Origin of the sequence: Bradyrhizobium sp. WSM1253 (assembly GCF_000244935.1) — a bacterium.
In the GTDB taxonomy this organism is placed as follows: Bacteria; Pseudomonadota; Alphaproteobacteria; order Rhizobiales; family Xanthobacteraceae; genus Bradyrhizobium; species Bradyrhizobium canariense.
In genome coordinates this window covers 100,953-120,261 of sequence record NZ_JH600073.1, presented here as the reverse complement: position 1 = coordinate 120,261, position 19,309 = coordinate 100,953, and the positions used below count along the sequence as shown (strand labels likewise).

Here is a 19,309-nt window from a genome sequence, read left to right as displayed (position 1 = left end):
CCGCCCCATGACAGGACCCCAATCAAATACCGTGCACGTCATCGGCGCAGGCCTTGCCGGCTCCGAAGCCGCCTGGCAGGTGGCCAAATCCGGCGTGCCCGTGGTGCTGCACGAGATGCGGCCGACCCGCATGACCGAGGCACATCGCACCGACGGGCTTGCCGAGCTCGTCTGCTCCAATTCGTTCCGCTCGGACGATGCCGCCAACAACGCCGTCGGCCTGCTGCATGCCGAGATGCGCCGCCTCGATTCGCTGATCATGCGCGCAGCCGACGCCAACCAGGTGCCCGCCGGCGGCGCGCTGGCGGTGGACCGCGACGGCTTCTCAGCGGCCGTCACCAAGGCGCTGAACGATCATCCCCTGATCGAGATCGCCCGCGGCGAGGTCGCAGGCCTGCCGCCGGCCGATTGGAGCAACGTCATCGTTGCGACCGGCCCCCTCACTTCGGCGCCGCTGGCGGATGCGATCCGCGAGTTGACCGACGAGAACGCCCTCGCCTTCTTCGACGCGATCGCGCCGATCGTGCACCGCGAATCCATCGACATGTCGGTGGCCTGGTTCCAGTCGCGCTACGACAAGGTCGGTCCCGGCGGCACCGGCGCCGACTACATCAACTGCCCGATGACCAAGGAGCAGTATGACGGCTTCGTCGCAGCGCTGGTCGCCGGCGAGAAGACTGAGTTCAAGGAATGGGAGACCAACACGCCCTATTTCGACGGCTGCCTGCCGATCGAGGTCATGGCGGAACGCGGCCCCGAGACCCTCCGCCACGGGCCGATGAAGCCGGTCGGCCTCACCAATCCGCACGATCCCAGCACCAAGGCCTACGCGATCGTGCAGCTGCGCCAGGACAACAAGCTCGGCACGCTCTACAACATCGTCGGCTTCCAGACGAAGCTGAAATACGGCGAGCAGCAACGCATCTTCCGCACCATCCCGGGGCTGGAGAAGGCCGAATTTGCCCGCCTCGGCGGCCTGCATCGCAACACCTTTCTCAACTCGCCAAAGCTGCTCGACGGCCAGTTGCGCCTGCGCGCGCAGCCGCGGCTGCGCTTTGCCGGCCAGATGACGGGCTGCGAGGGCTATGTGGAATCCGCCAGCGTCGGACTGATTGCCGGCCTCTATGCGGCAGCGGAGGTGCGCGGCGAGACGCTTGCGGGTCCGCCTGCTACGACGGCGCTCGGATCCCTGCTCGGCCACATCACCGGCGGCCATATCGAGACCATCGAGCCCGGCACGCGCTCGTTCCAGCCGATGAACATCAATTTCGGCCTATTCCCACCGCTCGCCAGTGTACCGACGAAGAAGCCGGACGGAAGCCGACTGCGCGGCAACGAGAAGACGGTGGCCAAAAAGCAGGCGATGAGCGCGCTGGCGCTCGCCGATCTCGATCGCTGGATCGCCGATCACCTGCGCATTGCCGCCGCGGCGTGAGTTTTCGATGAACCTTCCCAAAGACGACGCCGCAACACTCTCGGCGCGCTGGACCGAGGGCGTGCTGCTCAAGCGCGACGTGTTCTCGACCGTCGAGCGCGGCCGATTCCGCGACGATGACGGCGAGGTCGACGCGGTGCTGCGCCGCCTCGACGAGGTGCCGTGGTGGTCATTCCTTTTGGCGCGCCATCTGTTCGCCCGCGAGACGCATGCGCTGGCACTCGCCAAGGGACTCGATGTCGGCCCGGAGCTGCTGTGGGCCGGACGCCGCGCGCTGGTGCGCAGCTTCGTCGATGGTGTCGCACTGCATCTGGCGAAACCGCATGGCGACCTCGCTTATTTTCGCTCGGCGAAGGCCGCGCTGCGACGGCTGCGCCGCGCCGGAATCTGCCACAACGATCTTGCCAAGGAACAGAACTGGCTGGTCGGCCGCGACGGTAGCGCCTATGTGACCGACTTCCAGCTCGCGGCCTGCTTCGACCGTCGCGGCCGGCTTTACCGGATCCTGGCGTATGAAGATCTCCGGCATCTGCTCAAGCACAAGCGATCCTACGCGCCCGAGGCGCTGACGCCGCGCGAGCGCAAGATCCTGGCGAAGAAGTCGTTCGCCGCCAGCCTGTGGCTCGCCACCGGCAAGAAGGTCTATCGGGCAATCACGCGCGGCCTGTTCAACTTCACCGACCGTGAAGGCGGCGGCCGAAGGCTCGTCAACGACGCGCCGGTGCTGGCGGAATTGATCCGCAAGAACCCCGCCGTGCGCGACACCGCCATCGTCGCGTTTGCCGACCGCCGCTCCGGTGTCGGCCTCTATGCCTTCGTCGAAGCCGATCAGGCCGCGCTCGAAGGCCAATTGCGGAACGAACTCAGCGCCGCCAAGGGGCCGAAGCCCCCGGAACACATCCAGGTCGTGCACGCACTGCCACGCAACGCCGACGGCAAGCCGCGCACGGAGATCCTGCAACTGGTCGCCATGAACCAGCTCGACCTGATCGAGCCGATGATGAAGAACGACCAGGACCGTGCTTTCCTCAAGGACATCCTGGAGCAGCGCAAGAACTTGCGCGACCGCTTCAATTTCGAGGCCGACCTGCCGGCGGGCTAGCGTGGATCACGCCTTGAAGCGTCCACATTGGCGATAGAGAAGCGATCCGATAATTCGAGCTTGGTGGGGGACTTGGCGGGGTCATGGGCACTCGGGGGACGATGATGCATCGTGTGGTAGGCGGCCTGATCGCCGGCCTTCTGCTGCTCGCCACCGCGCCCGTAATGGCCGAGTCTCCCGCCGAACTGATCTCCAGCTTCCGCCTCAAGCATGGCGAGGTCCGCGTCGTCCGCGATTCGACCCTCGACCGCATCGCCATGGACCAGGCGCACGCGATGGCGACAAAGGACGACCTCAGTCACGACGCCCTCGGTCCGTTCAACCGCCGGGTCGCACCTGCCGGCGCAGGCCGCGCCGCCGAGAATATTGCCTACGGCTACGACAATTTCGAGAAGACTCTGGGGCAGTGGATCGACTCGTCCGGACACCGCAAGAACCTGCTGCTGCACAACGCTTCCCGCGTCGGGATCGCGAGCGCGAAAAACGCCAGCGGCAAGCGCACCTATTGGGCAATGGTGATCGCCGGCGACTACGAGCCGAAGGGCAAAGGCAAAGGCAAGAAAGACGGAGAGCCCCTCGTTGCCGTGAAACGCGAAGCCGTTCCTGCAAGCAAGCCGAAATCCGGCGGCTGCCACATCAAGCTGCTCGGCCTCTGCATCTGAGGCGTGACGCCGCGCCGGAAGCATTGTTGCACGCGCTTCTCCGACCGGCCATTATGATCGCGCCGCTATCCTCAACCAACCTGAGGCGATCAATGGCCAAGAAGTACACCGCTCAATGCGCCTGTGGCGCCATCAAGTTCGAATTCAGCACCGATCCGTCCTTCATCGCCAATTGTCATTGCAACGACTGCAAGCGCGCTTCGGGCGGCGAGATGGCGACCTTCTTCGCGGTACCCGAGGACGATTTCACGCTTCTCTGCGGCAAGCCGAAGGCGTTTCACTACATCGCCAATTCCGGCAAAGGCCTGGATCGCAATTTCTGCCCGGAATGCGGTTCGCGGGTCTTTACCACTAATCTCGATAGCTTCCCCAAGACGGTCTTCGTCCAGTTGGGCAGCCTCGACCGGCCCGACCTCGTGGCACCGAAGCTCGAGATGTTCACCAAGCGTCGCATGTCGTGGAACATGCCGCTCAACCTGCCGCAGTTCGAGGAAATGCCGCACTGACGCGACGATAGTCCGAGCCGGAGATTTAGTTGATCAACATCGAGCGAATACGTGCCGACACGCCAGCCACCTCCCGGCTGGCGTACCTGCACAACGCGGGAGCTGCTCTCATGCCCGTTGCTGTCGTCGAAGCCATGAAGCAGCATATCGATCTGGAGTGCGAGATCGGAGGCTATGCGGCAGCCGATCGGGAGTCGCGCCGGCTTGATTCAGTCTACGGCTCTGTGGCCCGCCTGCTGAATGCCGCGCCGGATGAGATCGCCCTCATGGAGAACGCGACGGTTGCCTGGCAGATGGCTTTCTACGCGCTTCCATTTAGCAAGGGCGACCGGATCCTGACCGCCGAGGCGGAGTACGCGGCCAACTATGTCGCTTTTCTTCAGGTCGCCAAGCGAACAGGCGCCGCGATCGACATCGTGCCGAGTGATGCCAGCGGCGAACTCGACGTCGACGCGCTCGAACGCATGATCGACGAGCGCGTGAAGCTGATTGCGATCACCTGGGTTCCGACCAATGGCGGACTGGTCAATCCCGCAGCAGCCGTCGGCAAGATCGCGCGGGCGCACGGCATCCCCTATCTGCTCGACGCCTGCCAGGCGGTCGGACAGATGGTGGTCGACGTCGAGGCCATCGGCTGTGACATGCTGTCGGCGACGGGCCGTAAATTCCTCCGCGGCCCGCGCGGCACTGGCTTCCTGTACGTCCGCCGGGCGATGCTGCAGCGGCTCGAACCGCCGATGATCGACCACTACGCCGCACCCTGGGTCTCCCGGGACGCTTATCGGCTGCGTGACGATGCGCGCCGTTTCGAGACCTGGGAGAACAACTACGCAGCCCGGCTTGGGCTCGGCGCGGCTGTCGATTATGCCCTGGACATCGGGATCGGCCCGATCGAGCAGCGGTGCCGCATGCTGGCGGACCGCCTGAGGGGCAGCCTTGCGTCCATTCGCGGCATCAGAATTCGCGACCTCGGACGCACTCCGGGAGCCATCGTCAGCTTCACGGTGGACGGCTACGAGGCGGAGGCGGTCGTCAGCGGCGCGGCCGCAGCCAGCATCACGATCGGCGCCTCAGATCCGTCGAGCACGCGCATCGATGCCGAAATTCGCTCGCTGCCGCCGGTGGTGCGCGCCTCCCCGCACTACTACAATACGGAAGCCGAGATCGATCGGCTGATCGCCCATTTGGCGGGTTTGACGCCGCGATAGCGGCGGGCGCGCACAGCTCAGGTACAGCGCGCACTCAATCCGGATGCGCCAAGCTTCGCCATGACCTCGTCGAGATGGGCGCTGTCGCGGGTCTCGATCACCAATTGCAGCAACGTCGCCTTGGCCGGAAGATCCGAGAAGGTGCGCTGGTGCGAGACCTCGATGATATTGGCGCCGGCCTCCGCCAGCAGTGCCGCGACAGCAGCCAGTTGGCCGGGCCTGTCGGGGATGTCGAGCGACAATTGGGTGAGCCGCCCCTCGCGCGCCAACTCGCGGGTCAGGACCGATGCGATCAGCCGTGTGTCGATATTGCCGCCGCTCAGCACCAGCCCGACCTTCTGGCCGGCGAAACGGGACGGGTCGGACATCAGCGCGGCGAGGCCAGCGGCACCGGCGCCTTCCACGACCGTCTTCTCGATCGAGATCAGGGTCGCCACCGCGCGCTCGAGTTCGGCTTCGTTGACCAGCGCAATGTCGTCGACGAGGCGGCGGACGATTTCGGTTGTGATCTTGCCGGGCGTTTTCACCGCGATACCTTCGGCGAGTGTGTCGCCACGTGCCGGCAGATTGCCGTCGTGGATGGCGTTGTACATCGAGGGGTAGAGCCAGGCCTCGACGCCGAGGATCCGCAGCGACGGCTTGATCGATTTCGCGGCAATGGCGATCCCGCTGATCAGACCACCGCCGCCGATCGGGACGACCAGTGTATCGAGCTCCGGCACTGTCTTGAGTATTTCCAGCCCGACCGTTCCCTGCCCCGCGATGACAAGCGGATCGTCATAGGGATGGACGAAGATCATGCCGCGCGCTTCGCCGTGGCTGCGCGCATACGCGGCCGCCTCCTCTAGCGTGGCGCCCGTCACCACCACCTCGGCACCGTGATGCCTGGTGTTCTCGACCTTCACCATGGGCGTGCCGACCGGCATGACAATGGTGGCGGGAATGCCGAGCCGCTTGGCGTGATAGGCGACGCCCTGCGCGTGGTTGCCCGCCGACATCGCGACGACGCCCCGCACGCGCTCCTCCGGCGTCAGCGCCGTGAGGCGGTTGAGCGCGCCGCGCTCCTTGAACGAGGAGGTGAACTGGAGGTTCTCGAATTTCAGCCAGATATCGCAGCCGCAGATATTGCTCAGCGTGCGACTGTAGCTACAGGGCGTCTCGACGACGGCGCCGCGGATCGTCTCGGCGGCGGCATGGATGTCGGCCGGTGCGACCGGAAGGCCGCCCAGATCGGAAGATATGGTTTGGGACAACTCAGCCATAGGACAGCATAGAGCATTTGCCCGGCTCCGGCGATAAGCCAACCGCTATTTGGTAAATTCCCGCGAACGTGAAGCCCGCCAAAGCGTCCACAGCGTACGCAGCCGCGATGACGGTTGCGGCGCAAATGGATTGCGCCCGGGTTGCGACAGGCGCTCAAGGTCGGCCCTTACCTGGCTCAGCGGCAGAAACGCTGGCCGAGCCGACACCGGCACCTCGGGCAACAGCGACAAGGCCGTGGTCAAATGCTGCCCGGCCTCGCCCACGAGCTGGTCCAGGACGGCGCGCAAATTCGGCGTCTCCTTGCCGGCGAACACGTCCTCCATGTTGCAATCGTGGCTTGCCAGAACTTGCTGCGGCAGGAACAATTGCCGGTGCGCCGCATCACGCGGCAAGTTCGTGATGACTTGCGCGATGCCTTGAGCCAACCCCGCATGCCGCGCGAGATGCTCGGCTGGGTCCAAGGGTGACGCCATGATCCGCGCCGCAAGAGTAAACAACGCCGAACAGGTCGCGGCCAGATAGCCTTCGAGAGCCGTCATGGTCGGCATTGGGTCGTTGTAGAGATCGAATTGATGCTCGTCGACGAGCAGCGACAGCGGTTCGACCGGCAGGTCGAAATCACGGATTGCGCGGAGCAGCTCCGCCGCCACCGGATTGCCCTCGGCGCTGCCATGGACTTGGCCCGACAGCATGTCGGTCCACCATTGCAGGCGGATTTCACCAGGCAAGGGCTGGCTTACCTGGTCACGGACGCGGACGATCTCGACATTGAAAGCATAGAGCGCCAGCAGCGCGCGGCGCTCGGCAGCGGGCGCGAACAGGGTCGCGGCATAGCGAGCAAAGTCGTGGCTGCGCACGAGGTCAGCACAGAACGCGGCAGAATCCGGCGGCGGCGCGGAGCCGCTCATGGCACGGCGATCAGCGCGGCCGCCACGCGCCGCCGTTCGCCGATCATGATGTTGTAGGTACGCACGGCGGGACCGGTCTGCATCGTGTCCAGAACCACCCTCGCCGCTTTAAGCGCCTGGCGCAGTTCCGCCGGCGGCAGCCAGACCCCGGTTCCGGTGCCGATCAGGAGCGTGTCGATGCTGTTGGCGGACTTGAAGACTCGATCCAGCGAATAGCGGTCGATCTTCGCGGGGTCCGTTATGTCCCAGGCCCAGATCGCGTCGGGCAGGCAAAGCAGCGATCCCCGATGCGACATGCCGGCAAAGGCAAAGCCGCCCTTGCCATAGGCTTCGATCGGCGCCGAGCGGGGGAAATGCGGTGCGTTGGGATCGCCGGCCATGAGCTTCGTCCGAATGAGCTTACTGCCCTCGCAAACTCCTGCGAGGGCATGCGGTTCGGATCATGCCTTGCTTTTCTTCGCCGGCGTAGCCTTATCGACCGCATCTTCGCGATGCTCGCCGACGCCGAGATAGATCAGGATCGGGGCTGCAATGAAGATCGAGGTATAAGTGCCGACCAGCACCACGCCGAACATCATGACCGCGGTGAAGCTGTGGATGGCATGGCCGCCGAACAGCAGCAGAGCCAGCAGCGCCAACGTCACGGTGAAGTGGGTGATGATCGAGCGCGACAGCGTCGAGTTGATCGATTCGTTGAGGAGCTGCGGCATCGGCATCTTCTTGTAGCGCCGCAGCATCTCACGGATACGGTCGTAGATGACAACGGTGTCGTTGAGCGAATAGCCCAAAATCGTCAGAAGCGCCGCGATGCTGGTCAGGTCGAAATCGACCTGACTGATCGACATGAACCCGATCGTCAGCACGATGTCGTGCACGTTGGCGATCATGGCGCCGAGCGCGAACTGCCACTCGAAGCGGAACCAGAGGTAGACCAGGATCGAGACGATCGCGAGCATCAGGCCGAGCATGCCCCAACTCAGCAGTTCGCCGGAGACACGCGGCCCCACCACCTCGACGCGGCGATACTCCACGGACTCGCCGAGCGCAGTGCGGACCTTGTCCACGGCTGCCTGCTGCGCCTTGTCGCCGCCCGGCTGCTCAGCAACGCGAAGCAGCACGTCAGCGGGGCCACCGAATTGCTGCAGCTGGACTTCGCCGAGTCCCAGGCTGCCAAGGGTCGTGCGCATCTGCGCAAGATCGGCGGAGCCCGACTTGGCCCTTACCTCCATCAAGGTGCCGCCCTTGAAGTCGATGCCGAAGTTCAGGCCATGGGTAAAGAACAGCGTGATGGCGACGATCGACAGCGCCGCCGAGATCGGGAAGCTGATACGGCGGAAGCGCGTGAAGTCGAAATGCGTCTCGTCTGGCACGATGCGCAGCGACGGCAGGAGGCCAAGCACGCTGACCACGGTCAGCACGGCAATCAGGACGCCGAGAGAAATGAGAACGAGTTGAGTAGTGGTCACAGCCGGCCTCGAATGATCAAATCGGCACAGTTTTCGGCCGCGTCCACTGCACCCACCATGCGACGATCAGGCGGGTCATGGTGAAGGCGGTGAAGACCGTGGTGATGATTCCGATGCCCAACGTCACTGCGAAGCCGCGCACCGGTCCGGTGCCGATCATGAACAGCACGGCAGCGGCAATGAAGGTCGTGATGTTGGAATCGAGAATGGTCGCAAGCGCCCGCTTGAAGCCTGCATCGATCGCCGAGATCGGGCTTCTCCCGCCGCGCAACTCCTCGCGGATGCGCTCATATATCAGCACGTTTGAGTCCACCGCGATGCCGACGGTGAGCACGATGCCGGCGATGCCGGGAAGCGTCAGCGTGGCACTGAGCAGCGACAACAGGCCGAAGATCATTGCGACGTTGATGGCCACCGCGATGTTGGCGAACACCCCGAACAGCCGGTAGGTCAAGAGCATGAAGATGACGACCAGGATCGAGCCGACGTAAGCCGCAAGCTCGCCCTTCTCGATCGAGTCCTGGCCGAGACCCGGACCGACGGTGCGTTCCTCGACCACCGTGAGCGGCGCAGGCAGGGCGCCGGCGCGCAGTAGAATCGCGAGGTCGTTGGCCGACTGCACGGTGAAACTGCCGGAGATCTGGCCCTGGCCGCCGGTGATCGGCTCGCGAATGACCGGCGCCGAGATCACCTTGCCATCGAGGATGATCGCGAAGGGCACCCCGACATTCTCCTGCGTGGCCTGCGCAAACTTGCGCGCTCCAGAGGTATTGAACGTGAAGCTAACGACCGGCTCGTTGGTACGCTGGTCAAAGGTCGCCTGGGCGTTGGTCAGGTCGCCGCCAGCAACCAGCACCTGCTTCTTGACCACATAGTTGGGCGGCGGCGGCGTGGCCGCCGGCAGCAGTTCGGAATCCGGTGGAATCCGGCCCTGCTGCGCCTGGTCCGGCGGCACCGAGGGATCGACCATGCGAAATTCCATTTTCGCGGTCTTGCCCAACAGTTCCTTCAAATGGGTGGGATCCTGCAAGCCCGGCACCTGCACCAGGATGCGGTCATTACCCTGACGCTGGATGATGGGCTCGACGGTGCCGAGCTCGTTGACGCGCTTCTCAACGATCTGGATCGACTGCTCGATGGTCTTGCGCATGCGGTCGAGCATCGCGGCCTCTGGAATACTGAGGCGGATCAATCCGCCACCAGCATCGGCGACCTCAAGGTCGCGCTGACCGCTGGACCCCATCAGGCCGCCAATCGGCTGCGCAAGCTCGCGCAACTTGGCGAGCGCCGGCTGCGCGTCGGTGTCCTTGGTGATGCGAACCTCGACCGCGTCGTTGCGCACGGTGACGCCACCGGTGAAGCCGATCTTGGCCTCGCGCAGCACGCGACGGACGTCGTCGCGGATCTGGTCGAGCTTTTCCTTCTTCACATAGTTGGAATCGACCTCGAGCTGCAGAGAGGAGCCGCCCTGCAAGTCGAGACCCAACACCAGCCGCCGCTGCGCCCAGGCGGGCCAGGTCTTGACCTGCGCTTCGGGGAAGAAGTTCGGGACCGCGCAGAGGCACACGATCAGCGCCGTCAGGATGATCCCGAGCGCCTTCCACCGCGTGAAATACAACATCGACTGGACCTGTCAGATCAGGAGACTTGCAGGAAGACTTGAGAGACTCGCGGAAGCGCTCACTTCGCCGCGGCGTCGTCCTTGGCGCTTTCCTTGGATTCCTTGGCCGGCTCGCCCTTGGCGCGCACGCCGGAGACCATCGAGCGCATCTGCCGCACGCGCACGCCATCGGCGATCTCGAACTCGATCTGGTCGTCGTCGACGACCTTGGTGACCTTGCCGACGAGACCGCCCGAGGTCACGACGGTGTCGCCGCGGCGGATGTTCTTTACGAGGTCAGCGTGGTCACGGACCTTCTTCTGCTGCGGACGCAGAATCAGGAAGTACATGATCACGAAGATCAGGGCGAATGGCAGCAGCGACATCAGCATGCCGCTGGTGTCGCCGGCGCCCGCAGCCTGGGCATACGCAGGGGTAATCAACATTCGGACGATCCTCGTGAGAACGGGGGAAAACCGGTCAGGCCCAAATGGCGACCGGTTCGGTCAAATTCGCGCGGACTATAGCGGCCATTGCCCCAATTGCAACGCTGCCAGACCGCCCTTTTAGCCACCTTGCGGCGCGCGCTCAGGCCCGATAAGGCTGCATTCTCAGGAACTTCGGACATGCCCCAAAAACCAAGCAAAAGCCCGGCCGGCAAAGGCCCCCGCACCCCTGCCGCGAAGCCAGCCCGCGTCGCGGCAAAACGTCCCAAGGCAGCCCTCAAAGCTGCTTCCAAAGCGACTTTCAAGACGATTTCCAAGGCGACTTCCAAGGCCAACCAAAGCGTCTCCCAGGAGCGCATCGTTCGCGCGCTGGAGACGATTGCGGCGCACCTCTCCGCGCAAGGCAAGCCCGCCGTCGAACGCGAGTCGTTCAAGCCGGCGGACGCTTTCGTCTGGCACCCGGACGGCCGTCTTGCCGCGGTGCCGCGGGTCAGCCGCGTCGAATTGTTCCTGCTTAAGGGCGTCGATCGGATGCGCGACATCCTGATGGAGAACACGGAGCGTTTCGCCAACGGATTGCCCGCCAACAACGCATTGCTCTGGGGCGCGCGCGGCATGGGCAAGTCGTCGCTCGTGAAGGCGGCGCATGCCAGCATCAACACGGAGCGCAAACCGGCCGACAGACTGAAGCTGATCGAGATCCATCGCGAGGACATCGAGAGCCTGCCCGCGCTCATGGAGCAGCTTCGCGCCTCATCCTTCCGCTTCATCGTGTTCTGCGACGATCTCTCCTTCGACGGCAATGATGCGTCCTACAAATCGCTCAAGGCGGTGCTCGAAGGCGGCATCGAAGGTCGGCCGGAGAACGTCATCCTCTACGCCACTTCCAACCGCCGCCATCTGCTGGCGCGCGAGATGATCGAGAACGAGCGCTCGACCGCGATCAATCCCGGCGAAGCCGTCGAGGAGAAGGTCTCGCTATCGGATCGCTTCGGTCTCTGGCTCGGCTTCCACCGCTGCAGCCAGGACGAATATCTCGCGATGGTGCGGGGCTATTGCAGCCATTTCGGCGTCAAGGTCGACGATGACGCGCTGGAGCGCGAGGCCCTTGAATGGTCGACGACGCGCGGCTCGCGCTCCGGCCGCGTCGCCTGGCAGTTCGTGCAGGAGCTTGCGGGACGGCTCGGCGTCAAGCTGACGGCGACGTAGCGGGAGCTAAGAGCCGCACTCACACCTGTCATTCCCCGCGCAAGCGGGGAATCCAGTATTCCAGAGACAGTTTTGATCGATCGAGACGCTGCGGCGTACTGGGTCGCCCGGTCAAGCCGTGCGACGACAGCTTTCGTGCCGAGGCAACGCTGGCCTCACGCCCCGTTCAGGAATTGAAGCGGGTCAACCGGGCTCGATCCCTTGCGGATCTCGAAGTGGAGCTGCGGCGACGCCACCTCCCCGGATTGACCCGACTTGGCAATGACCTGGCCGCGCTTGATGGTATCGCCGCGCTTCACCATCAGCTCACTCGCATGGGCATATGCGGTGACGTAGCCGTTGGAGTGCCGAACCAGGACGAGATTGCCATAACCTTTCAGCTCGTTGCCGGAATAGGCAACGACACCGTCTTCAGCCGCCTTGACCGGCGTACCCTCGGGCACCGCGAGATTGATGCCGTCGTTGGACTTGCCATTGGTCTTGGCGCCGTAGCTCGTGACCACCTTGCCGCGCACCGGCCAGCGGAAAGTCGGCAGCGCGCTGGTGGTCTCCGCAGCTTTCGCCGGAGCTTCAGCGGTCTTCTCTTCGACATTGGCAGTGGCCTGGGCCAGGCGCGCGCTTTGCACCGGCGCGACGGCCGCCATCTTGGTGGCGGGCGCAGGCGCGGCCGCAACGGGTTGCAGCGTTCCGGCAACGGGAGCGGCTCCGACCGGAGCCGCGGCAAGCGGTGCTGCGACGGCGGCGGTCTTGGCGCCGGGCACGGCCAGCCTGGTGCCGAGCTTCAGTTTCGCAGAGGGATCGAGCCCATTGGCGCGGGCCAGTTCAGCCGCCGAGATATGGTTCTTGCGGGCGATGCTGGCGAGCGTGTCGCCGTGGTTCACGAAGTGCGTGCTTGACGGCGCGGCAACGGCTGCAACCGGCTTCGCAGCAGGCGCCATCGCGGGGGCAGCGGCAACGGGAGCCATGAGCGGCGCGGGCGCAGCGGCCGTAGCCTGGTGCGGAATGATCAGTTGCTGGCCGGGCGAGAGCGCGCGCGGCCCCTTATAGCCGTTGGCGGCGAGAATCGCCTGCGGCGTGACGCGATAGCGTTTGGCAAGCAGGTCGAGCGTATCGCTGGTGCCGACGATGATTTTGGTTCCACCGACCGGCTGGGCGGCTGCGACCGAGCGCGGCGGCACGGTGGCCGTGGTCTCCAGATGCGGCTGCGCCGGGGGTGCGTAGGAGCCGACACCGCGACCGCCTCCGGACACGCCGCCTGCCGCAACGGGGTAGGATTGCGGCGCGGACACCGCCGGCGGCAAAGGCTGCGACTGATAATAACCGGACTGGGTCTGCGGCCGCGAATATTGCGGCAACTCACGCTGCGGCGGCGGTGCCTGTTGCACCGAACCGGTCGATTCCTGCGCGAAGGGATTGGAGAAGTTCGACTGGGACATGCGCGACGACATGTCGGCGCTGCACCCTGCGAAGCTGAAGGAGATCAGCGCCAGCACCGCGACCTGCGGCACCCGGCGCGAGTAAAGCAACTCGGCGGCAACGGACATGGTTACTCACTCGTACGCAACAGAACTGGTGTTTTAAGTAAACACGCGCCGAGTAAATAACGGCTTAACCCTCCCAATAAGATGTTGGCAGCACAGCCAATCCGGAATTCTACAGCTCCCGCGCCACGCCGGGCAGCGCCGGCACGAAGCGGACTTCGACGAGTTCCTTGCGCTCGATCCCGGCTTCCGTCCGGCTCAGGCGGATCAGCGTCTGCACCCCCTGATGCGGACCGACGGGCGCGATCAGGATGCCGCCCACCTCCAGCCGCTCGACCAGGTTCTCCGGGAGCTGCTCCATCGCGGCCGTGACGATGATGCGGTCGAACGGGCCGATATTGGGAGGCAGATTGAGGCCATCGCCCAGCATCACCTCGACGTTGTGATAGTTGAGCTTTTCAAGCCTGATCCGTGCGGCATCCGCAAGCTTGCGGTAGCGCTCGACCGTCAACACCTGGCCGGCGAGCCGCGACAGCACCGCCGCCTGGTAGCCCGAGCCGGCACCGATCTCGAGCACGCGGTGCCTCTTCTGAAGCTGGAGCTGCTCGGTCATGTAGGCGACGACGAAGGGCTGGCTGATGGTCTGCCCGCAGGCGATCGGCAGCGCGCTGTCGCGATACGCGCCGTCGCGATCGGCGTCGTCGACGAATTGATCGCGCGGCACCTCCTCCATGGCCCGCAGGACCGCCTGGTCGCTGATGCCCCGACGCCTCAGCGTGAGCTGAAACATCATCTTTTCCGGCGGGTGCTGATGGGAAGTCATTGCCTGCTTGTGCTGTCTTTGCGGTCCGGGACGCCGAGCTGGGGCGCTAGATTCTTGTTCCGGCTCAGGGAACCCATGATAGGCTTCGGATGGGAGTAGTTGACCACAAATTGGCTTGCAACGGGCAAGCCGCGACGGCCATTTTCATGCATCCGTTCGTCAAAACGCGCATTGCGTCGATTCATGTTATCTGCGAACGTTTTTGACAATGGGCAAGGACTCGACCATGACCGCGACGGGGCTTACCGGCCGCTCTGTATTCCTCGTCGAAGACGAGGTGATGATCAGGATGATGGTCGCGGACATGCTCGAAGAGCTTGGCTACAAGATCGCAGCCGAGGCTGGCGACATCACCGAAGCCATGCGGCTCGCCCAGGCAACCGAGTTCGACATCGCCATTCTCGACGTCAACGTCAACGGCAAGGTCATCTCGCCGGTCGCCGACGTCATCAAGGCAAAGGGCTGCCCGTTCATCTTCGCCACCGGATACGGTTCCTCCGGCCTGCCCGAGCAGTACCGCGATCGGCCGGCGCTTCAGAAACCATTTCAGCTCGACGCCCTCGGCAAGACCATCGAAGCCGCGCTTCGCGGCGGCTAGGCCCCATTCCAAGTCGGATTACTTCAGCGTCGGACTTACTTCAGCGTCGCACTCAGCGCCTCCGAAAACGCCTCGTTGGTGCGGTCGAGCCGGAGCGGCGTGACGGAGACGTAGCGTTCGCGCAGCGCCGCGAGATCGGTGCCATCGGCGGGTGTATCAATCATCGCGGTGCGCTCGAAGCCGATCCAGAAATAGGGATTGCCACGGCCGTCCTTGCGCTCGTCGATCTTGAGGAAGCCGAGATTGCGCTTGCCCTGCCGCGTCACGCGAATGCCCAGCACATCCTCCGGCGCGCAAGCCGGGAAGTTGACGTTGATGACGGTGTCCTTCGGGATGCCGGCGGCGATCACCTTGCGCAGGATGTCGGGCCCGAATTTGCGCGCGGTGTCCCACAGCGGTCGGTCGCGGGTCTCGACGCTGAACTCCTGCGACAGGGCGAAAGACGGTAGTCCCAGGATGGTTCCCTCCAGCGCACCGGCGATGGTGCCGGAATAGACCACGTCCTCGGCGACGTTGCGGCCCTTGTTGACGCCGGACAGCACGACATCGGGCAGCTTGGCGCCGAGGATGTGGCGCGCGCCCATGATGACGCAGTCCGTCGGCGTGCCGCGCACCGCAAAGTGCCGCGGGCCGACCTCGCGCAGCCGCAGCGGATCGTTCAGCGACAGCGAATGCGACACGCCGGACTGGTCGAGTTCAGGCGCGACCACCCAGACGTCATCGGACAATGCGCGCGCGATCTCCTCCAGGACCTTGAGGCCGGGGGCGTGGATGCCGTCGTCATTTGTGCAGAGAATGCGCATGGGAAAGGTCGATTCCTGAAGCGGGTCTCAGCCGTCTTATCCGGCCGGGGCCGATCAGGCAAACCGGCCGATCGGGGCCGGCTGCCGGTACCGGCTTGGCCGGCTATCGGCGAACGCGCCATTGCGGCAGGAAGCGCGCCAGCCGGCCCTCGGCGTGCAATTTCATCGCCGGCACGACCGGGCTCACGATCGGCGCCTCGATGACGCCGAGCGTCTCCAGCTGTGCGACGAACGGGTCCGCTACCGACGCCTGCGGAAAGCGTTCGCGTGCCAGCGACAGTGCCTGGTCGAAATCCGCGGCATTCACACCGGGCTTGGCCCGCCGGCTCTGGACCAGATCGTCGTCCCAGAGCCGCGTGATCCCGATGTCGAACACGCCACGCAGCCGCTGATCGAGAGCCTGGATGCCGGCACCCGTCACCGCCCATTGTCTGCCGACCCAGAAGATGTCGCGGTGCAAGGCCATGGAACGAGGGGTTCGCGTTGTCGGGTGGCCGGCAGGATAACCGGCCGCCCGATCTTCGCAACCAAACGTTTCGACCGTTTCAGATTGGCAGCACGCCTAGTCGCGTGCGACCACCTTCAGCCCGCCCATATAGGGCTGCAGTACGCTGGGGACCGCGATCGAGCCGTCCTCCTGCTGGTAGGTCTCCATCACAGCGATAAGCGCGCGGCCGACGGCAGTGCCGGAGCCGTTCAAGGTGTGCACGAAACGCGGCTTGACGTCGGGACCGCGCGAGCGCGCGTCCATCCGGCGGGCCTGGAAATCGCCGCACACCGAGCAGCTCGAGATCTCGCGGAACATGCCGCCATCGCCCTGCCCGGGCATCCAGACCTCGATGTCATAGGTTTTTTGCGCCGCAAAACCCATATCCCCTGCGCAGAGCGTCATCACGCGATAATGCAGGTCGAGCTGCCGTAACACCTCTTCGGCGCAAGCGAGCATCCGCTCATGCTCGTCCTTGCTGGTTTCGGCCGTTGCAATCGACACCAACTCGACTTTTGTGAATTGATGCTGCCGGATCATGCCGCGCGTGTCGCGGCCTGCCGCCCCTGCTTCCGCCCGAAAACACGGCGTCAACGCTGTCAGGCGCATCGGCAGCTCCCTCTCGTCCACGATGGATTCGCGAACCAGGTTCGTCAGCGGCATTTCAGCCGTGGGTATGAGCCACATCCCTTCCCGCGTGCAAAACATATCTTCGGCGGATTTGGGAAGGTTACCCGTCCCATAGGCCGTTTGCTCGCGCACCAAGAGCGGCGGGTTGATCTCGGTATAACCATGCTCGTTGGTGTGCAGGTCGAGCATGAACTGGCCGATCGCGCGTTCGAGCCGCGCCAGCCCCTTCTTCAGCACGACGAAGCGCGCACCCGAGAGTTTTGCCGCTGCCTCGAAATCCATGTAGCCGAGCGCGTTGCCGAGATCGTCGTGCGGCTTCGGCGCGAAGCTGTAGTTGCGCTTGTTGCCGAAGACGTGGTGCTGCACGTTGCCGTGCTCGTCGACGCCATCGGGTACCTCGTCGAGCGGCAGGTTCGGAATCGCGGAGAGCTCTTTCGTCAGCTCCTCGTCGGCGGACTTCGCCGCGGCCTCGAGCTGCGGCATCGTCGTCTTGAGTTCGGTAACTTCCGCCATCAGCTTCGCCGCGCGCGCCTCGTCCTTGGCCTTCTTGGCATCGCCGATTTCCTTTGAGGCCGCATTGCGCCGCGCCTGCGCCTGCTCGGAAGCCAGGATCGCCGCACGCCGGGTCTCGTCGATCGCTAGCAGCGACGCCGACATCGGCTTCAGGCCGCGTCGTGCGAGGCCGGCGTCGAAGGCTTGCGGGTTGTCGCGGATCGATTTGATATCGTGCATGGCCGAGGTCCTGGGGCAGCGCGTAAACATACAACGGCAAACGTTGTACGTCAGCGCGTCTCCCTAGCACTCTGTCATCGCCCGCGAAAGCGGGCGATCCAGTATTCCAGAGACGTCAGTGATTCCCCCGAGAGGCCGCGGCGTATTGGATTCCCCGCCCCAGGGCGCAATTGCGCACAAGGCGGGGAATGACAGCGGAGGTCAGGGCGCCCTACTCCGCCGGATTAGCCGGCGTCGATACGTCAGTGCCGGTGGTGGCCTTTGAAGCTGCCGCCTTCTTCTCCACAATTCCCACCGCGATGATCGAGCCCTCGTAGAGCGCGAGCAAGGGGATCGCGAGCGAGCACTGGCTAAGCACGTCGGGCGGGGTCAGAACGGCCGCGATGACGAAGGCGACGACGATGAAATAGCGGCGCTTCTCGCGCAGCATTTTTGACGTGACGATGCCGATGCGCCCGAGCAGCGTCAGGATCACCGGAAGCTGGAAGGCGATGCCGAAGGCGAAGATCAGCGACATCATCAGCGACAGGTATTCACCGACCTTGGGCAGCAGCTGGATCTGCGCGGTCTCGTCGCTGCCAGCCTGCTGCATGCCGAGCGAGAAGCGGACCAGCATCGGCAGCACGACGAAATAGACCAGTGCTGCGCCCAGCACGAAGAAGAACGGGGTCGCGACCAGATAAGGCAGAAAGGCCTGCTTCTCGTGCTTGTAGAGGCCCGGAGCGACGAACTTGTAGATCTGCGTCGCAACGATCGGGAACGAGATGAAGCCGGCGCCGAACAGCGCGAGCTTGAGCTGAGTAATGAAATATTCCAGCAGCGCAGTGTAGATGAATTTCGAGTTCTCGGGACCCGCGACCCACACGAACGGCCAGACCAGCACGTTGTAGATCTGCTTGGCGAAGAAGAAGCAGAAGATGAAGGCAACGCCGAAGCCAAGGAGCGCCTTGATCAGCCGCGAACGCAGCTCGATCAAATGGTCCATCAGGGGAGCTTTGCTGGCCTCGATATCGGCGGCGCTCATGACGCTTTGGCGTCCTTGATCGCCTCGGCCGGCGCAGTGTCCTGGATGACCGAATCTTGCGTGACCGAACCTTGAGCGACCTGCGCCTGCTCGACCTCACGGGTGATGGCGAGCGGCTCGTTCACCGCCGCATGTGCCTCGGCCTCTACGAAGGTCTCGGGCGTCGGCGCTTCCGGCGTGGTGGGCGTCGCCGGCAATTCGCTTGAAGTCGCCAGCGCTTCGCTTGAAGTCGCCGGCGGCTCAACAGCGGCGGTGGTCGAGGTCTCGGCCGGCTTGTCCAGCGCATCGACGCGGAGCGCGTCGCTGACGTCTTTCTGAAGCGAGGTCATCAGATTGTTGCCGGCGAACCCGGAAGCCGCTTCCTTGACCTCGTCGAAGCTCTTCTTGAGGTCGGCCATTTCGGCCTCGCGCATCGCCTCCTGGAATTGGCCCTGGAATTCGGCGGCCATCTTGCGCGCCTTGCCCATCCACTGCCCGACCATACGCAGTACGCCCGGCAGCTCTTTCGGGCCGATGGCGATCAGGGCCACGACCCCGATCAGGACCAGTTCACTCCACCCGATATCGAACATGAGGTCTTCCGTTCACGCCAGCCGCAGCCAGCCCAATCCCTCGCGCGCAGGATCGGGTCCGCTACCCGCGTCTCGCGTGCTCTCTGGCTCAGACGGCCTTGCTGCCGATGTCGGACCGTGCCGCGGTCGGCGCGGCATTGTTGTGCTCGATGGACTTGGCCGGCTCGGGCTTGTCGGCGACCTTGTCGTCGTCCTGCATGCCCTTCTTGAACGCCTTGATGCCCTGCGCCACGTCGCCCATCAGATCCGAAATCTTGCCGCGACCGAACAGCAGCAGGACCACTGCGATCACCAGGACCCAGTGCCAAATGCTGAGTGAACCCATCCTGCAACCCTCCAAACGCGCATGGCCGG

The 19,309-nt window shown here is 64.4% G+C and carries 21 protein-coding genes; 7 read left to right on the top strand and 14 right to left on the bottom strand.

The window, feature by feature from the left end; genetic code table 11:
- Positions 1-7 precede the first annotated feature (7 nt).
- The 5 genes from trmFO (at position 8) to BRA1253DRAFT_RS02395 (ending at position 4,913) form a co-directional block, all read left to right on the top strand.
- Positions 8-1,435, top strand: a complete 1,428-nt coding sequence (gene trmFO, locus BRA1253DRAFT_RS02415; protein WP_007590691.1) for a methylenetetrahydrofolate--tRNA-(uracil(54)-C(5))-methyltransferase (FADH(2)-oxidizing) TrmFO — start codon at positions 8-10, stop codon at positions 1,433-1,435.
- 7 nt (positions 1,436-1,442) lie between these two features.
- Positions 1,443-2,537 carry a serine/threonine protein kinase gene (locus tag BRA1253DRAFT_RS02410; protein WP_007590689.1) on the top strand — a complete coding sequence of 365 codons (1,095 nt, stop codon included), beginning with the start codon at positions 1,443-1,445 and terminating at the stop codon, positions 2,535-2,537.
- A 104-nt stretch (positions 2,538-2,641) separates the two neighbouring features.
- Positions 2,642-3,199: a CAP domain-containing protein gene (locus tag BRA1253DRAFT_RS02405; protein WP_007590687.1), complete on the top strand. Its 558-nt coding sequence runs from the start codon at positions 2,642-2,644 to the stop codon at positions 3,197-3,199.
- Between the two features lie 92 nt (positions 3,200-3,291).
- The gene (locus BRA1253DRAFT_RS44245) at positions 3,292-3,705 is read left to right on the top strand and encodes a GFA family protein (protein ID WP_007590685.1); all 414 of its coding nucleotides are present in this window, start codon (positions 3,292-3,294) and stop codon (positions 3,703-3,705) included.
- Positions 3,706-3,734: 29 nt separating this feature from the next.
- Complete coding sequence (locus BRA1253DRAFT_RS02395) at positions 3,735-4,913, top strand: aminotransferase class V-fold PLP-dependent enzyme (protein WP_035992621.1); 1,179 nt, start codon at positions 3,735-3,737, stop codon at positions 4,911-4,913.
- 17 nt (positions 4,914-4,930) lie between these two features.
- Here BRA1253DRAFT_RS02395 and BRA1253DRAFT_RS02390 read toward each other — a convergent pair whose 3' ends face one another.
- From BRA1253DRAFT_RS02390 to yajC, 6 genes are read right to left on the bottom strand one after another with little or no spacing between them, the layout of a single operon-like run.
- A complete protein-coding gene (locus tag BRA1253DRAFT_RS02390) occupies positions 4,931-6,175 on the bottom strand; it encodes a threonine ammonia-lyase (RefSeq protein WP_007590682.1) in 1,245 nt (414 codons plus the stop codon).
- Between the two features lie 45 nt (positions 6,176-6,220).
- Positions 6,221-7,084 (bottom strand): phytoene/squalene synthase family protein, encoded by an 864-nt coding sequence (locus tag BRA1253DRAFT_RS02385; RefSeq protein ID WP_007590680.1) that lies wholly within the window; start codon positions 7,082-7,084, stop codon positions 6,221-6,223.
- Complete coding sequence (locus BRA1253DRAFT_RS02380; RefSeq protein WP_007590678.1) at positions 7,081-7,464, bottom strand: Mth938-like domain-containing protein; 384 nt, start codon at positions 7,462-7,464, stop codon at positions 7,081-7,083. The genes BRA1253DRAFT_RS02385 and BRA1253DRAFT_RS02380 overlap by 4 nt, the downstream gene beginning before the upstream one ends.
- Before the next feature lie 60 nt (positions 7,465-7,524).
- Positions 7,525-8,550, bottom strand: a complete 1,026-nt coding sequence (secF, locus tag BRA1253DRAFT_RS02375; protein WP_007590676.1) for a protein translocase subunit SecF — start codon at positions 8,548-8,550, stop codon at positions 7,525-7,527.
- A 16-nt stretch (positions 8,551-8,566) separates the two neighbouring features.
- The gene (secD, locus tag BRA1253DRAFT_RS02370) at positions 8,567-10,171 is read right to left on the bottom strand and encodes a protein translocase subunit SecD (RefSeq protein ID WP_007590675.1); all 1,605 of its coding nucleotides are present in this window, start codon (positions 10,169-10,171) and stop codon (positions 8,567-8,569) included.
- 59 nt (positions 10,172-10,230) lie between these two features.
- Positions 10,231-10,596, bottom strand: coding sequence for a preprotein translocase subunit YajC (yajC, locus tag BRA1253DRAFT_RS02365; RefSeq protein WP_007590674.1), 366 nt, complete (start codon positions 10,594-10,596; stop codon positions 10,231-10,233).
- A gap of 180 nt (positions 10,597-10,776) precedes the next feature.
- Between yajC and BRA1253DRAFT_RS02360 the strand changes: the two genes are divergently transcribed.
- Positions 10,777-11,805 (top strand): ATP-binding protein, encoded by a 1,029-nt coding sequence (locus BRA1253DRAFT_RS02360; RefSeq protein ID WP_007590673.1) that lies wholly within the window; start codon positions 10,777-10,779, stop codon positions 11,803-11,805.
- Between the two features lie 155 nt (positions 11,806-11,960).
- Here BRA1253DRAFT_RS02360 and BRA1253DRAFT_RS02355 read toward each other — a convergent pair whose 3' ends face one another.
- Together BRA1253DRAFT_RS02355 and BRA1253DRAFT_RS02350 are read right to left on the bottom strand one after the other, a co-directional pair.
- On the bottom strand, positions 11,961-13,349 hold the full coding sequence (locus BRA1253DRAFT_RS02355; RefSeq protein ID WP_007590672.1) for a LysM peptidoglycan-binding domain-containing M23 family metallopeptidase: 1,389 nt from the start codon (positions 13,347-13,349) through the stop codon (positions 11,961-11,963).
- A 109-nt stretch (positions 13,350-13,458) separates the two neighbouring features.
- Positions 13,459-14,109: a protein-L-isoaspartate(D-aspartate) O-methyltransferase gene (locus tag BRA1253DRAFT_RS02350; RefSeq protein ID WP_007590671.1), complete on the bottom strand. Its 651-nt coding sequence runs from the start codon at positions 14,107-14,109 to the stop codon at positions 13,459-13,461.
- Between the two features lie 226 nt (positions 14,110-14,335).
- On the opposite strand from BRA1253DRAFT_RS02350, the gene BRA1253DRAFT_RS02345 reads away from it, so the two are divergent.
- Positions 14,336-14,707: a response regulator gene (locus BRA1253DRAFT_RS02345; protein ID WP_007590670.1), complete on the top strand. Its 372-nt coding sequence runs from the start codon at positions 14,336-14,338 to the stop codon at positions 14,705-14,707.
- 35 nt (positions 14,708-14,742) lie between these two features.
- Here the strand turns inward: BRA1253DRAFT_RS02345 and surE are convergent, their stop codons facing one another.
- From surE to BRA1253DRAFT_RS02315, 6 genes are all read right to left on the bottom strand, one after another.
- Complete coding sequence (surE, locus tag BRA1253DRAFT_RS02340; protein WP_007590669.1) at positions 14,743-15,510, bottom strand: 5'/3'-nucleotidase SurE; 768 nt, start codon at positions 15,508-15,510, stop codon at positions 14,743-14,745.
- 103 nt (positions 15,511-15,613) lie between these two features.
- On the bottom strand, positions 15,614-15,976 hold the full coding sequence (locus BRA1253DRAFT_RS02335; RefSeq protein ID WP_007590660.1) for a hypothetical protein: 363 nt from the start codon (positions 15,974-15,976) through the stop codon (positions 15,614-15,616).
- Between the two features lie 96 nt (positions 15,977-16,072).
- Positions 16,073-17,359, bottom strand: coding sequence for a serine--tRNA ligase (gene serS / locus BRA1253DRAFT_RS02330; protein WP_007590659.1), 1,287 nt, complete (start codon positions 17,357-17,359; stop codon positions 16,073-16,075).
- Positions 17,360-17,570: 211 nt separating this feature from the next.
- Complete coding sequence (gene tatC, locus BRA1253DRAFT_RS02325) at positions 17,571-18,383, bottom strand: twin-arginine translocase subunit TatC (RefSeq protein ID WP_007590658.1); 813 nt, start codon at positions 18,381-18,383, stop codon at positions 17,571-17,573.
- The gene (gene tatB / locus BRA1253DRAFT_RS02320; RefSeq protein ID WP_007590657.1) at positions 18,380-18,955 is read right to left on the bottom strand and encodes a Sec-independent protein translocase protein TatB; all 576 of its coding nucleotides are present in this window, start codon (positions 18,953-18,955) and stop codon (positions 18,380-18,382) included. Before tatB ends, tatC begins: the two co-directional genes overlap by 4 nt.
- 88 nt (positions 18,956-19,043) lie before the next feature.
- On the bottom strand, positions 19,044-19,280 hold the full coding sequence (locus BRA1253DRAFT_RS02315) for a twin-arginine translocase TatA/TatE family subunit (RefSeq protein ID WP_007590656.1): 237 nt from the start codon (positions 19,278-19,280) through the stop codon (positions 19,044-19,046).
- Between the last annotated feature and the right edge of the window lie 29 nt (positions 19,281-19,309).

Excerpts from the sequence above, each read along its gene's own strand:
- tatC (WP_007590658.1), bottom strand. The coding sequence starts at position 18,383 with ATGAGCGCCGCCGATATCGAGGCCAGCAAAGCTCCCCTGATGGACCAT.
- BRA1253DRAFT_RS02335 (WP_007590660.1), bottom strand. The coding sequence starts at position 15,976 with ATGGCCTTGCACCGCGACATCTTCTGGGTCGGCAGACAATGGGCGGTG.
- BRA1253DRAFT_RS02345 (WP_007590670.1), top strand. The coding sequence starts at position 14,336 with ATGACCGCGACGGGGCTTACCGGCCGCTCTGTATTCCTCGTCGAAGAC.
- BRA1253DRAFT_RS02350 (WP_007590671.1), bottom strand. The coding sequence starts at position 14,109 with ATGACTTCCCATCAGCACCCGCCGGAAAAGATGATGTTTCAGCTCACG.
- BRA1253DRAFT_RS02405 (WP_007590687.1), top strand. The coding sequence starts at position 2,642 with ATGCATCGTGTGGTAGGCGGCCTGATCGCCGGCCTTCTGCTGCTCGCC.
- tatB (WP_007590657.1), bottom strand. The coding sequence starts at position 18,955 with ATGTTCGATATCGGGTGGAGTGAACTGGTCCTGATCGGGGTCGTGGCC.
- serS (WP_007590659.1), bottom strand. The coding sequence starts at position 17,359 with ATGCACGATATCAAATCGATCCGCGACAACCCGCAAGCCTTCGACGCC.
- BRA1253DRAFT_RS02385 (WP_007590680.1), bottom strand. The coding sequence starts at position 7,084 with ATGAGCGGCTCCGCGCCGCCGCCGGATTCTGCCGCGTTCTGTGCTGAC.
- BRA1253DRAFT_RS44245 (WP_007590685.1), top strand. The coding sequence starts at position 3,292 with ATGGCCAAGAAGTACACCGCTCAATGCGCCTGTGGCGCCATCAAGTTC.
- BRA1253DRAFT_RS02315 (WP_007590656.1), bottom strand. The coding sequence starts at position 19,280 with ATGGGTTCACTCAGCATTTGGCACTGGGTCCTGGTGATCGCAGTGGTC.
- BRA1253DRAFT_RS02380 (WP_007590678.1), bottom strand. The coding sequence starts at position 7,464 with ATGGCCGGCGATCCCAACGCACCGCATTTCCCCCGCTCGGCGCCGATC.
- trmFO (WP_007590691.1), top strand. The coding sequence starts at position 8 with ATGACAGGACCCCAATCAAATACCGTGCACGTCATCGGCGCAGGCCTT.
- BRA1253DRAFT_RS02355 (WP_007590672.1), bottom strand. The coding sequence starts at position 13,349 with ATGTCCGTTGCCGCCGAGTTGCTTTACTCGCGCCGGGTGCCGCAGGTC.
- BRA1253DRAFT_RS02390 (WP_007590682.1), bottom strand. The coding sequence starts at position 6,175 with ATGGCTGAGTTGTCCCAAACCATATCTTCCGATCTGGGCGGCCTTCCG.
- yajC (WP_007590674.1), bottom strand. The coding sequence starts at position 10,596 with ATGTTGATTACCCCTGCGTATGCCCAGGCTGCGGGCGCCGGCGACACC.
- secD (WP_007590675.1), bottom strand. The coding sequence starts at position 10,171 with ATGTTGTATTTCACGCGGTGGAAGGCGCTCGGGATCATCCTGACGGCG.
- BRA1253DRAFT_RS02360 (WP_007590673.1), top strand. The coding sequence starts at position 10,777 with ATGCCCCAAAAACCAAGCAAAAGCCCGGCCGGCAAAGGCCCCCGCACC.
- BRA1253DRAFT_RS02410 (WP_007590689.1), top strand. The coding sequence starts at position 1,443 with ATGAACCTTCCCAAAGACGACGCCGCAACACTCTCGGCGCGCTGGACC.
- surE (WP_007590669.1), bottom strand. The coding sequence starts at position 15,510 with ATGCGCATTCTCTGCACAAATGACGACGGCATCCACGCCCCCGGCCTC.